This is a genomic window from Rhizobium viscosum (assembly GCF_014873945.1).
In the GTDB taxonomy this organism is placed as follows: Bacteria; Pseudomonadota; Alphaproteobacteria; order Rhizobiales; family Rhizobiaceae; genus Rhizobium; species Rhizobium viscosum.
Genome location: NZ_JADBEC010000001.1, coordinates 3,359,514 through 3,372,528, shown reverse-complemented (window position 1 = coordinate 3,372,528; position 13,015 = coordinate 3,359,514). Strand labels below are relative to the sequence as shown.

The following is a 13,015-nucleotide window of genomic DNA, read 5'->3' as shown; positions in this document are numbered from 1 at the left end:
GAGGAATGCATGTTTTCCGAGACATTGCGGCTTCAAAACGCCGCGGCTTCGCTTGCCTATCATCACCAGCCTGCCAAGGGGCAAGCACGGGCTATCCTGATGATTTCGCATGGGCTTGCCGAACATTCCCGCCGTTACCAGCGCTTTGCTGCGGCGATGGCGGCAAGGGGCTATCATTGCTATGCGCATGACCATCGCGGCCATGGCGAGACGACCGCACCCGATGCGCCGCTCGGCCGCTTCGCGAGGCGAGATGGCATCGAGCGCGTCGTCAGCGATATCGCCGTCATGCACACCTTTGCCACGGGCCGTCACCCCGGCCTGCCCGTCATTCTCTTCGGTCACTCCATGGGCGGCCTGATCGCACTCAATGCCGTAGCAGACCTCCCTGGCCGTTTCGCCGCCCTCGCCGTCTGGAATTCGAATTTCGCCGTCGGTCTTTCCGGCCGCACTGCCCAGGCGATCCTGCTTGCCGAGCGCATGCTGAAAGGCTCGGACGTGCCGAGCGACATGCTGCCGCGGCTGACATTTTCCGCCTGGGGCAAATCCATTCCCGATCACCGCACGGAATTCGACTGGCTGTCGCGCGACCCGACCGAGGTCGACGCCTATATTGCCGATCCGCTTTGCGGCTTCGATGCTTCGGTATCGCTCTGGCTCGATGTCTTCGCCCTGACCTTCCGCGGCATCGAGAAGGAGCGGCTCGAGACCCTGCCGAAGAACATGCCGATCCATCTGGTCGGCGGCGGCAAGGACCCGGCAACCGAAAATGGAAAAGCCGTGCTCTGGTTGTCAAAGCGTTTGAAAAGCCGAGGCTTCTCCCGTATCAGCACTGAGATATATCAGGACATGCGGCATGAAACGCTGAACGAGATCGGCGCGGAAACGGCAATTGCGGATTTCGCCGATTGGTGCGACGAGGCAATCCGCACGGTCCCGAGCGAAAGGACCTGAGATGACGAGCCTGAGCTATTCCCGCCATCCCGCCTCATCCGAGGTGACATTCGGCTTGCTTTTCATGCTGCTCTCGGTGCTGATCTCGCCGCTGATCGACATCTTCTCGAAGCTCGCAACGACAACGATCTCCTCGACGGAGGTCGCCGGTTTCCGTTTCGTCATCCAGTCGCTCACCATGCTGCCTTTCATCTTCCTGCGCGGCGCCAGGATCCAATTCTCGCTGAAGCAGAGCTGGTATCATGCGATCCGCGGCGCGATGGTCACCATCTCGATGATCTGCTTCGTCACAACGCTGAAGGTCATGGCGGTCGCCGATGCGATCGCCATCTTCTTCGTCGAGCCGATCATCCTGACAATCCTCGGAAGCATCTTTCTGAAAGAGACGATCGGCTGGCGGCGCTACAGCGCGTGCGCCGTCGGCTTCCTGGGCGCGATGCTGATCATCCAGCCAAGCTTCGAAGAGGTCGGCTATATCGCCCTGCTGCCCGTCGTCAGCGCCTTCTGCATCGCCGTCTTCGCGCTCATGACGCGCGTGTTGTCGCATCGGGAAGATCCCTGGGCCATGCAGTTCCAGACCGGCCTCTGGGGCATCTTCTTCTGCGCCGTCATCCTGTTCTTCGGCTATGGCAGCGGCTCCGACATCGTCGACACGACCATGCCCGACCTTCCCGCCTTCGGCTACCTGCTGGGTACTGGCATTGCCGCAGCGATAACAGGCATTCTCGCGGCTTACGCCTATCGCGCCGCCCCGGCCTCCACGCTTGCGCCGCTGCAATATCTGGAAATCGTCTCGGCCACCGTCTTTGCCTGGCTGGTCTTCGCCGATTTCCCGGACGCGCTGAAATGGCTCGGCATCCTCATCGTCATCGCGTCCGGCCTCTACATCATCTGGCGCGAGCGCCGCTTTGCTTCCAAACCCGTATCCGATACATCTGAGGCAACGCGGGCGCCCTGAAATCCGATACCGATGGGAGCAACCCGGGAGGAAACTGGGAGGAACATGACGCAGGACGTGAAGAAGAAGCCGCCGCTTGCGGGCATCAGGGTGATCGAGCTTGCGCGCGTCTTGGCCGGCCCCTGGGCGGGGCAGATGCTGGCTGATCTCGGCGCCGATGTGATCAAGGTGGAAAACCCCGACGGAGGCGACGACACCCGGCATTGGGGGCCGCCCTTCGTCGAAGGAGCAGATGGCGAAAATCTCTCGGCCGCCTATTACCATTCTACCAATCGCGGCAAGCGATCCATTACCGCCGATCTCAAGAGCGAAGAAGGCCAGTCGCTGGTGCGCCGCCTCGTCGCTACAGCAGACGTGCTGATCGAGAACTTCAAACTTGGCGGCCTCGTCAAATACGGGCTCGACTATGAGAGCCTGAAAGCGATCAATCCGCGCCTCGTCTATTGTTCCATCACCGGCTTCGGCCAGACCGGCCCCTATGCCAATCGCGCCGGCTACGACTATATCGTCCAGGGCATGTCGGGTTTCATGTCCATAACGGGTGAACCGGATGGACAGCCGATGAAAGCGGGTGTCGCGATTGCTGATATCTTCACCGGCATCTATGCGGTCTCGGCAATCGAAGCCGCCCTCATCCATGCCCTGAAGACGGGCGAAGGCCAGCTGATCGACATGGCGCTGCTCGATGTGCAATCGGCAGTGCTTGCCAACCAGAACATGAACTATCTGGTTTCCGGTCGCGCGCCGGTGCGCCTCGGCAATGCGCACCCGAATATCTCGCCTTATGAGGTCGTGCCGACGGCTGACGGCTATCTCATCCTTGCCGTCGGCAATGACGGCCAGTTCCGCCGGCTCTGCACGATCCTCGGCCTCGTCATCGCCGATGACGAGAATTTCGCAACCAATAAAGCACGCGTCGCCAACAGAGACGCAGTGCGCCGGATGGTCTCCACCGAAACGCTGAAATGGCAAAAAGCCGACCTTCTGAAGGCTTGCGAGGACAATGCCGTCCCGGCCGGCGCCATCAACACGATCGAGGAAATGTTCGCCGATCCGCAGATTGCCGCGCGCGGCCTGCGCATCGATCTGCCGGATGCCGCAGGCACGATGATTCCGGGTGTGCGCACGCCGGTCGTGCTATCGGAAACGCCGCTGCGTTACGAACGGCCGAGCCCGCGCCTTGGCGAGCATAATGAAGAGGTCCTGGCCGAACTTGTAGAATGGGAGAGGAAGACGTCGCCATGAGAAAAGGGGCCATGAGAAGGACGGGACCATGAAGAGGACAGGCGGGCAATTGATCGTCGAGGCGCTGAAGGCAAACGGCGTGAAGCGCCTCTCCTGCGTGCCTGGAGAAAGTTTCCTCGCCGTGCTCGACGCGCTGTATGACAGCGATATCGACGTCATCGTCTGCCGCCAGGAGGGTGGTGCTGCGATGATGGCGGATTGCTGGGGGCGGCTGACCGGCGAACCCGGCATCTGTATGGTCACCCGCGGCCCTGGCGCCACCAATGCCTCTGCCGGCCTGCACATTGCCCGGCAGGATTCGATCCCGATGATCCTCTTCATCGGCCAGGTGCAGCGGGAGGCGCGCGAGCGCGAAGCCTTCCAGGAAGTCGAGTTCCGCCGCGCCTTCACCGAATTTGCCAAATGGGTCGGTGAGATCGACGATGCCGCCCGCATCCCGGAATTCGTCACCCGCGCCTTTGCGATCGCCACATCGGGGCGTCCCGGCCCTGTCGTCCTGACGCTGCCGGAGGATATGCTGCGCGACGAAGTCGAAGCGCCTCGCGCCAAGCGCTATACGCGCGTCGAAGCCCATCCGGGCCGCAGCCAGATCGACGACCTCTACCTGCGCCTCTTGAAGGCCGAACGGCCGATGGTCATCCTCGGCGGCACCCGTTGGGATGCCGATGCAGTCGCCGATTTCCAGACCTTTGCCGAACGCTTCCGCCTGCCGGTTGGCTGCTCCTTCCGCCGGCAGATGCTGTTCGACCACCTGCATCCCTGCTACGCCGGTGACGTCGGTATCGGCATCAATCCGGCCCTGGCGAAAGAGATCAAGGAGAGCGACCTGCTGATCCTGCTCGGCAGCCGTATGTCGGAAATGCCCTCCTCGGGCTATACGCTGCTCGACATCCCCTACCCGGCCCAATCACTCGTCCACATCCATCCGGACCCGTCCGAGCTCGGCCACGTCTATCGCCCCGATCTTGCGATTTGTGCGAGCCCGGCCGATTTCGTCGAAGCGCTCGCCGATCTGGAAGCCCCTGCCGAACCGCGCTGGGCCGAACGAACCGAACATATGCACCAGGCCTATCTCTCCTGGTCGAAGCCGCCGGCGACTGGTCCCGGCACCGTCCACATGGGGCCGATCATGGAATGGCTGGAGGCCAATACCAAGCCGGACACGATCTTCACCAATGGCGCCGGCAACTACGCCACCTGGGTGCATCGCTTCCACCGCTTCCGCCGCTTCAACACGCAGGCGGCACCAACCTCAGGCTCCATGGGCTACGGTCTACCGGCCGCCGTTGCTGCCAAGCGTCTTTTTCCCGAGCAGGAAGTCATCTGCTTTGCCGGTGATGGCTGCTTCCTGATGCACGGACAGGAATTTGCGACCGCCGTGCGCTACGACCTGCCGATCATCGCAGTCGTGGTCAACAATGGTATCTACGGCACGATCCGTATGCATCAGGAGCGCGACTATCCGGGCCGCATCAGCGCCACCGACCTCACCAATCCGGATTTTGCGGCGCTCGCCCGCGCCTATGGCGGCCATGGCGAGACGGTGGAAAAGACCGAGGACTTTGCGCCGGCCTTCGAGCGGGCGCGCGACAGCGGCAAGCCGGCAATCATCGAGATCAAGCTCGATCCAGAGGCGATAACGCCGACGAGGACACTCTCGGAAATCGCGCAAACAAAAAGCCGGTGAAGAGTTCACACCTCACCGGCTTTGATCGGTCGCTGCAGGGCGCTCTTAGTCGAGAGCAGCCGTGACGATGAACTCGACCTTGTACTTCGGCGCAGCGAGCTTGGCTTCGCTGGTGGCGCGGGCCGGCGGGTTTGCCGGGTCGATCCAGCCTTCCCAGACGGCGTTCATCTCTGCGAAGTAAGCGATATCGGAGAGATAGATGATCGTCTGCAGGATCTTCGACTTGTTGCTGCCGGCAGCAGCCAGCAGACGGTCGACTTCGCCGAGTGCCGACTTGCACTGATCGGTAACGCTTTCGCCTTCGCCGACCTGGCCTGCGAGATAGACGGTGTTGCCGTGGATGACGGCACCGCTCATGCGGGCGCCAATGTCGATACGCTTGATGCTCATCGTGTTCTCCTGTTCATCAAATGAAAGACGCCGCTTTCGGGCGGCGTCGGATTATGTCCGGACGGGACCGGATCAGGCGCGGATGTGGTGCGTCTTCTGATAGATCGCCGTAGAGCGCGCGCCGGAGCGGCAATAGCCGAGCATCGGGCGGTCGAATTCGTCGAGCGCATCGACCATGCCCTGCACGGCCTCCTCGGTCACGCCCATCGGTCCGACCGGCACATGGGTGATCTGCAGGCCGAGCTCCTTGGCGCGGGTTTCGATGACGGCAAAGGGCGGTTGATCAGGGCTTTCGCCATCCGGACGATGGCAGACGATGGACTTGAAGCCGAGCGCCTTGATCTGGTCGAGTTCGTCAACCGTGATCTGGCCGGAAACGGAGTATTCATCGTCGATCTGGCGGATATCCATCGTCTCAATCTCCTCGAAAATGGTGGGCTGAAGGTCTACGACGCCCCCTGTCAAGCGTCAACACGTCTTCTCCGAACACACCTTGATTAGTCGAAGCCGAAACGCAGGCCGTAGCTGCGGCTTTCCCCCGGCTTCAGCCAGTTGAACTCGCCGGCCGCCTCCAGCTCATGGCGCAGCACCCAACGGTGCGACACCGGTTCGATACCGATAATATGCGCCGGCGCCTTCTGGTTCCGCCAGATTTGCAGATGCGGCAGCGTATCGGCGCGGAAACGTACCCTCAACGTCTTGCCGCCGATCGCAGCAATCGGCCCGAGCCGGACTTCGGCAAAACCATCCTCCGTTGCCGGAGCCTCGACGCAGAAAATGCCGCCCGGCTCCTCGCCGAAGGTCCAGGGAAAACCGCCGCCCTCGAGCATCCTCCCCTCGAGCCGCGTTCCCGCGTCCAGCCATTTGCCGCCGATATTCATATGGTACATCAGAAAGGTCGGCACCGCTTGGTTGCTCGCATTGACGACGCGATCCTCAAGCGAGACCTCGCCCGTTGCCCCGTCGATCCGCCACAGGCGCTCGATGCGCTGGGGTAGACCCTCGACCGTGGTGATGTCGATATCGGCGCGGCATTCGGCATTGCCATCTTCGAACCTCGTCCACAACACCCTGGCGGCATGGCCGGAGGCAGAACCGTGAAGCGGATAGATCTTGCCGTCCGTCCCGGGAATGGGTTGGCGATGACGAATATGGTCGGGGCCGCAGGTGAAGAGAAAGCCTTCCAGAGAATGATCGATTCGCGGATCACCATCATCGGGGATGGCGCGCTTGGGCGCGATATCGATACCCTCGACGATGCAGCCGCCGATATCCAGCACCGATCTCTCATCCAGCATCAGGCGCGGCCCGCGTGCGGCGGCAAATTCGATCATCGGCTTGTCCTCCCGGAAATCTTGGCTGCGGTAGGGTTAGGGGGTGCCGTCACCCTAGTCAATCGAGGACAGGAATGGCGGCTGACGGCACCGCAAGCGGCGACTTCACAGGAACGTCATCTTCGCGCAAGCGTTTCTGAGTAAACGCAAAATACCGTTGTTTTTATGTTTTGTTCAGCACGGCTTAAGAAATTCCACACTAGCGTCAAAATTCGCAGGTGTGTGTCTGCCGAGCCACTGATCGAGGTGTGGGACGTGAATCGCTTTATGAAATCGGCCTTTTCTTTTTCGGCCATACTGTTGGCGCTCGCTGCCGTCGCGCCGCAGGCCGATGCCCAGCAATATGGCCGGAACCGGAGCGATATCGTACTGGTGACGCCAGGTGGCGAAATTCTCGACTACGTCCCACCCGGCCGCGGCTTCGTCTATGCCCACGACTACAGCGGCAATCGCGTATTGGTCGACCGCTACGGCAACATTATCGCCACCGAGATGCGCGCCCGCGGCTATTATTCGCCGCGCACAAATCGCGATGTCTATAACGACGCCTACAACAACGATCCCTATTATCCCGACGGTAACCGCTATGGCGACACGCGCTATTCCGAGCGCGGCCCGGTAACCGGTTCCATTCCGCAGGACGCTGCCATCGAGCGCCGCGCGCTCGAGGATCAGCCTTACCCCGGCGACCAGCAGGGTCAGGACGACTATGCAGCAATTGAGCCCGATCAGCAGGTTCCGCCGGCCGACGAGCCGCGCCCGGCGCCGCAGGAGCCTGTGATCACGCTCAAGGACAAGTCCAAGCCCGAGATCGTGGCCCTTCAGGTGTTTCTGGATCGCTCCGGCGTTTCTCCCGGTGTCATCGACGGCCACATGGGCTCCAATGTTACCAAGGCAATCTACGCCTACGAACAGATGACCGGCACGAAGCTCGATCCAAACAATACGGATGCGATCCTCGAAGATCTGCGCATGAATGGTGGCCTGCCGGTCGTCAGCTACACGATCACGGATGCGGATGCGGCCGGTCCCTATGTCGCGCAGATCCCGGAAGATTATTCGCAGAAGGCGCTCCTGCCATCCCTCGCCTACACATCGGTGACCGAAGCGCTCGCCGAACGCTTCCACATGGACGAGAACTTCCTGAAGGAAATGAACCCCGGCGCGGATTTCACGATTCCGGGCACCGTCATCAAGGTCGTCAATCCCGGCGAGAACAAGAAGGGCGCAGTCGCGAAGATCCTCGCCGACAAGGGCCGCAAGCAGGTCTTCGCCTATGACGACGCCGGCAACCTCGTTGCCGCCTACCCCGCCTCGATCGGCTCCACCGATACGCCCTCTCCATCAGGCATCGTCACCGTCGAGCGCGTCGCCTTCAATCCGGGCTACACCTACAATCCGAAGATCAATTTCCAGCAGGGCGCCAACGACAAGATCCTCGACATCCCGCCAGGCCCGAACGGCCCGGTCGGTACGGTCTGGATGGCGCTGTCCAAGCCCACCTACGGCATTCACGGCACGCCCGATCCGTCGAGGATCGGCCGCACCCAGAGCCATGGCTGCATCCGCCTGACCAACTGGGATGCGACGGAACTTGCCAAGATGGTCAAGCCTGGCGTGACGGTCGAATTCGTCGATTGAGGAAATCTATTCGCCCGGTGTCTCTGCCGGGCGCTCGCCGAACTGGATGAGGCGCAGGAGCTCCACTTGTTTCCTGGCACCCGTCTTCATGTAGACGGACCGCACCTGAGATCGGATCGTCTCTCGGGAACGGCTGGTCTCAGCAGCAAGGCCCGCAACCGAGCCTCCCGAAACCAGCGCCCTGACGACCCTGATTTCAGCCTCCGTAAGACCGAAATCGTTGCGCAGTTTCTCATCGCTCAGCCCTGTGGGGCTTTGTTTCGGCTCGATCAGGACAGCGACGACAGGCCGTTCGAAGAAGCGTGGCTGATGGCTCTTCTCAAGTTTGAGCAAGATGATCTTCCGGCCATCGGTCAGAACCGTCTGCTGACGCTGCGCCTCCTCTCCATGCCGCAGCATCAGTGTGAGGCGGTCATCGGCATCCTTGTCGGCGAGATGCAGCATTCCGAGCGGTGACAGCCAGACACCCGTTCCCTGTTCGAGCACTGCCTCTCCGATGACAGAAGCAGACCACAGTCGCCGCTCTGAATTCAGAAGGAGTACGCCGACACCAATGGCATCAAATAGTCGCCCGTTGATCTCCGAATGGCTCTTTTGCCGGCCGCCGGATTCGACCGCGATGAAGGCGCGCCTTAAATGCGGCCCTATCCGTGTCAGAAGCTCAGCACACGCCCGGCTCTCATCCGGATCTGTCCACCGGGTCGTGGTGATCGAAAGATTGAACGATCGGCTCCCCTCCCGCAGGATCGTCATGCCGACGGCGCCGTGGCCGTCATGCCGATGCCAAAAGTCATTGAAGAACTCGGTCTTGGAAAGCTCCGCGTAGGATATGAAATCCTCGCCGATTGCCCCCTGTCCGGTGGGCGTTCTGTTCAGACCTGTTATCCACGGGTTCAGCCGGCAGTAGTAGCGCGTGTAGGTGTCGATCCACGCCTGATCCATGTTGATGTGGAATTGCGACGAACCTTCCGCCCGCACTGCGTCATGATAGAAAAGGCTGGTTCCCGCACCTGGCAACAGCCCGTTCAATTCCGTCAGAAACGCATCCCATCGCGCTTCACCAAAAACAATTCCGTAGATGGAATCGATAAGCTTTTCGTCGACTTGCCGAGTGATGCTCATGCGTTGCTTCGCGGGTGACGGGATTTCTACAGCCTATGTTATCAGCATCCCAGCAAGCAACTGTAATCGCAAATAGAAAATGCCCCGACACTAGTCGGGGCATTGATTTCTTCATCGAAATGTTATGATCAGGCAGCGCGGCCCATGGCATTTGCCAACCGAACTGCAACGGGGAGCCGGCCCGGCACTTTGCGAATGATTTCCTCAGCAAAACAGAGAGCGTTTTCACGAGCCTTGTCGAGATTGCTGACGCGCGTCGGATCCATCGTATGCAGCGTGCCGCCGCAATCGAAGATGTCGCGGAAGGCAGAACGTTCGATGATCGCCGTATCGAGAACCGGTACGTGACGTTCGTTCAACAGTGCCTTGACGAGTTGCAGCGCGCGGGTGGTGACCATGGAGTTGACGCGGGTCAGCACGACCGAATGGCCGATCTTGATGCCTGCCTTGTCCGCCAGATACTGGAGAAGCTCAAGAACCTGGGCGCCGCCGCGGGCATCCATGGCGCAGCCCTGGATCGGGATCAGCACATGATCGGAAAGACCGACGGCCGTTGCCAGCAGCGGATTGCGCGCGCCCGGCAGGTCGATGATGAAGTAATCGGTATTCTGCTTGTTTTCGCTGATGTGCTGCGGCAGCGAGGCAGTCGTTACGAAGTCGATGACGCTGATGTTTGCCACATGGCCGGAGATTTCGTGCCAGCGCGAAATCCAGTGTTGCGGGTCGGCATCGAGGATCGTGACGCGGTAGCCCTGACGGGCAAGTTCGGTGGCAAGCAGCAACACGGCTGTGGTTTTGCCGGCGCCGCCCTTGGTATTTGCGAATGTGATGACTGGCATATTCTAAGTCCTCGAAGGGAATTGGCGCGAGCCGGCATCGCTCTTTCATTGATCGCACTGTCGGAGCATCGTGCGGTTAACCCATCCTTTCCAATCGTGGTTAACAAACTGTAAACGCGCCCGCCGAAATTGCGGTCCGCATTTTTCGCATCATCAAAAATCAGGATGGCCTGAAGCGCGAAAGACAACAAAAAAGCCCGGAAAACCGAGGTTTTCCGGGCCAGTTTAGAGGTCCGCCTTTATCTGTTCAGAAGCAATCCTTAAACAGGGTCTTCGTATTTTCGAGCGTCAATGCAACCGGATTGCCACCTGCACTCGGATCTTCGATCGCCATTGCGGCCAGTTCGTCGATCCGATCGGGGGTGATTCCCATCGCAGTGAGATTTTCGGGCACGCCAAGTTCGGAGCGCAGCTTCAGCACGTAGTCATAGAAGCCGTCGAAACCGCCCGATATGCCGAGATAGGCAGCCGCACGCGCAATCTTCTCTTCGATGGCCGAGCGGTTGAAGCGCAGCACTGCAGGCATGACGACGGCATTGGTCATGCCGTGATGCGTGTTGTAGACAGCGCCGATCGGATGCGAGAGCGCATGGATGGCCCCGAGCCCCTTCTGGAAGGCGACAGCACCCATGGCGGCTGCCGACATCATGTTGGCGCGGGCTTCCAGATCCGTACCCTCCTTATAGGCACGCGGCAGGAATTCCTTGACGAGCCGCATACCTTCCAGCGCGATGCCGGCCGACATCGGGTGGTAGAAGGGCGAGGAATAGGCTTCCAGGCAATGGGCGAAGGCATCCATGCCGGTGCCGGCCGTGATGATTTTCGGCATGCCGACCGTCAGTTCCGGATCGGAAATGACAACACCCGGCAGGAACTTCGGATGGAAGATGATCTTCTTCACATGCGTGACGGAATTGGTGATGACGCTGGCGCGGCCGACTTCCGAACCGGTGCCGGCTGTCGTTGGCACGGCAACGATCGGCGCAATGCCTTCGACGCTGGCACGCGTCCACCAGTCGCCGATATCCTCGAAATCCCAGACCGGGCGCGTCTGGCCGACCATGAAGGCCACACACTTGCCGAGGTCGAGCCCCGAGCCGCCGCCGAAGGCGACGACGCCGTCATGGCCGCCATCGCGAAAGGCCTTGATGCCGGCTTCGAGGTTCTTCTCGTTCGGGTTCGGATCGACATCGGCAAAGATCGCCCGGCCGAGGCCGGCATCTTCGAGAATGTCGAGCGCGTTCTTGGTGATCGCCATCGAGGCGAGGCCGCGGTCGGTGACGAGCAGCGGCTTCTTCATGCCGAGGCTCTTGCAGGCGTCGGCCAGTTCCTTGATGCGTCCGCGGCCGAGCTTGACGGCTGTCGGGTAGCTCCAGTTGGCGGTGATGTTGGCGCTGCTCATGCTGTGACTTTCTTCAGGTGGTAGGATTTCGGGCGCGTCAAGTTGTGGAAGCCGATGATCGACAACGAGCCGCCGCGACCGGTTTCCTTGACGCCGGTCCAGCATAGAGCCGGATCGAGATAGTCGGCGCGGTTCATGAAGACGGTGCCGGTTTCGATTTCGCGGCCGAGCCGTCCTGCCCGCTCCGCATCCTTAGTCCAGAGCGAGGCCGTCAGGCCATACTGGCTGTCGTTCATCAACGCCAGTGCTTCATCGTCACTCTTGACCTTCATGATGCCGACGGCCGGGCCGAAGGTTTCTTCACGCATGAAGGCCATGGAATGATCAACATTGACGAGGATCTGCGGGGCGAGATAGGCGCCGCCGTCATCGGCAGGGAAGAGCTTGGGATCGACGAGCGCCTTGGCGCCCTTGGAAACCGCATCAGCGATCTGTTCGCGCACCACCTTGGCGAAGCGCTTGTGCGCCATCGGGCCGAGCGAAGTCTCGGGATCGAGCGGATTGCCGAGCTTGTAGTTCGAAACCCAGGCGACCGACTTTTCGACGAAGGCGTCGTAGAGTGATTCATGCACATAGATGCGCTCGATGCCGCAGCAGCACTGGCCGGAATTATAGGTCGCGCCATCCATCAGCGTATCGACGGCAGCGTCGAGATCAGCATCTTCCATCACATAGCCCGGATCCTTGCCGCCGAGCTCGAGGCCCAGACCAGTAAAGGTGCCGGCAGCAGCGCGCTCCATCGAGCGGCCGCCTTCGACGGAGCCGGTGAAATTGACGAAGTTGAAGCTGCCGGCAGCGATCAGCGCCGAGGTCGTCTCATGGTCGAGGAAGATATTCTGGAACACATCCTCGGGAACACCGGCCTCGACAAAGGCCTGCACCAGCCGCTCACCGACGAGCAGCGTCTGTGAGGCGTGCTTGAGCACGACCGTATTGCCCGCCATCAGCGCAGGAGCGATCGTGTTGATCGCCGTCATGTAAGGGTAGTTCCAGGGGGCGACAACGAAGACGACACCATGCGCTTCGCGCTCGATGCGGCGCTCGAACTTGTCGCTCTCTTCGACGACGAGCGGCGCAAGCGCATCCGCTGCGATCGAGGCGACATAGTTGGAGCGCTCGTTGAAGCCGCGATATTCGCCGCCATACTTGATCGGCCGGCCCATCTGCCAGGCAAGCTCGGGTACGACGACATCAGACATCTCGTTGAGACGGGCGACACCCTTCAGCACCAGCTGGACGCGATTTTCGAGCGGGCGCCTGGCCCAGGCCTTCTGCGCCTTGCGCGCACGCGCCACGGCTTCCTTTGCCGCTTCGAGCGAAAGCGCCGGACGCTCCGCATAAACAGAGCCGTCAATCGGCGAAATGCATTGGATCATTGTCATGATCTAAATCCTGTTTTCCTCTGAGCCGCAGGGATAGACGCCACGACTAATCCTCCGCGGT

12 protein-coding genes are annotated in these 13,015 nt (G+C 60.9%); 5 read left to right on the top strand and 7 right to left on the bottom strand.

Annotated features, from left to right (window positions below; all coding sequences use genetic code 11):
- Positions 1–9: 9 nt before the first annotated feature.
- From H4W29_RS16540 to H4W29_RS16525, 4 genes are read left to right on the top strand one after another with little or no spacing between them, the layout of a single operon-like run.
- Complete coding sequence (locus tag H4W29_RS16540; RefSeq protein ID WP_192729867.1) at positions 10–954, top strand: alpha/beta fold hydrolase; 945 nt, start codon at positions 10–12, stop codon at positions 952–954.
- A gap of 1 nt (position 955) precedes the next feature.
- Positions 956–1,912, top strand: a complete 957-nt coding sequence (locus H4W29_RS16535; RefSeq protein ID WP_192729866.1) for a DMT family transporter — start codon at positions 956–958, stop codon at positions 1,910–1,912.
- 45 nt (positions 1,913–1,957) lie between these two features.
- The gene (gene caiB, locus H4W29_RS16530; protein WP_192729865.1) at positions 1,958–3,157 is read left to right on the top strand and encodes a succinate--glutarate CoA-transferase; all 1,200 of its coding nucleotides are present in this window, start codon (positions 1,958–1,960) and stop codon (positions 3,155–3,157) included.
- 28 nt (positions 3,158–3,185) lie between these two features.
- Positions 3,186–4,844 carry a thiamine pyrophosphate-binding protein gene (locus H4W29_RS16525; protein WP_192729864.1) on the top strand — a complete coding sequence of 553 codons (1,659 nt, stop codon included), beginning with the start codon at positions 3,186–3,188 and terminating at the stop codon, positions 4,842–4,844.
- Positions 4,845–4,889: 45 nt separating this feature from the next.
- Here H4W29_RS16525 and H4W29_RS16520 read toward each other — a convergent pair whose 3' ends face one another.
- The 3 genes from H4W29_RS16520 to H4W29_RS16510 form a co-directional block, all read right to left on the bottom strand.
- Positions 4,890–5,234, bottom strand: a complete 345-nt coding sequence (locus H4W29_RS16520; RefSeq protein WP_007824077.1) for a RidA family protein — start codon at positions 5,232–5,234, stop codon at positions 4,890–4,892.
- Positions 5,235–5,306: 72 nt separating this feature from the next.
- The gene (locus tag H4W29_RS16515) at positions 5,307–5,645 is read right to left on the bottom strand and encodes a protein tyrosine phosphatase family protein (RefSeq protein ID WP_192729863.1); all 339 of its coding nucleotides are present in this window, start codon (positions 5,643–5,645) and stop codon (positions 5,307–5,309) included.
- A gap of 86 nt (positions 5,646–5,731) precedes the next feature.
- The gene (locus H4W29_RS16510) at positions 5,732–6,568 is read right to left on the bottom strand and encodes an aldose 1-epimerase family protein (protein WP_192729862.1); all 837 of its coding nucleotides are present in this window, start codon (positions 6,566–6,568) and stop codon (positions 5,732–5,734) included.
- A 255-nt stretch (positions 6,569–6,823) separates the two neighbouring features.
- On the opposite strand from H4W29_RS16510, the gene H4W29_RS16505 reads away from it, so the two are divergent.
- The gene (locus tag H4W29_RS16505) at positions 6,824–8,209 is read left to right on the top strand and encodes a L,D-transpeptidase (protein ID WP_192729861.1); all 1,386 of its coding nucleotides are present in this window, start codon (positions 6,824–6,826) and stop codon (positions 8,207–8,209) included.
- Positions 8,210–8,215: 6 nt separating this feature from the next.
- On the opposite strand, the gene H4W29_RS16500 is transcribed toward H4W29_RS16505, so the two are convergent.
- The 4 genes from H4W29_RS16500 to H4W29_RS16485 all read right to left on the bottom strand — a co-directional run bounded on the left by H4W29_RS16500 (position 8,216) and on the right by H4W29_RS16485 (position 12,954).
- Complete coding sequence (locus H4W29_RS16500; protein ID WP_192729860.1) at positions 8,216–9,331, bottom strand: helix-turn-helix transcriptional regulator; 1,116 nt, start codon at positions 9,329–9,331, stop codon at positions 8,216–8,218.
- Positions 9,332–9,459: 128 nt separating this feature from the next.
- The gene (locus H4W29_RS16495; protein WP_192729859.1) at positions 9,460–10,170 is read right to left on the bottom strand and encodes an AAA family ATPase; all 711 of its coding nucleotides are present in this window, start codon (positions 10,168–10,170) and stop codon (positions 9,460–9,462) included.
- 247 nt (positions 10,171–10,417) lie between these two features.
- The gene (locus tag H4W29_RS16490; protein ID WP_192729858.1) at positions 10,418–11,572 is read right to left on the bottom strand and encodes an iron-containing alcohol dehydrogenase; all 1,155 of its coding nucleotides are present in this window, start codon (positions 11,570–11,572) and stop codon (positions 10,418–10,420) included.
- On the bottom strand, positions 11,569–12,954 hold the full coding sequence (locus tag H4W29_RS16485) for an aldehyde dehydrogenase family protein (protein ID WP_192729857.1): 1,386 nt from the start codon (positions 12,952–12,954) through the stop codon (positions 11,569–11,571). The genes H4W29_RS16490 and H4W29_RS16485 overlap by 4 nt, the downstream gene beginning before the upstream one ends.
- Positions 12,955–13,015: the final 61 nt, after the last annotated feature.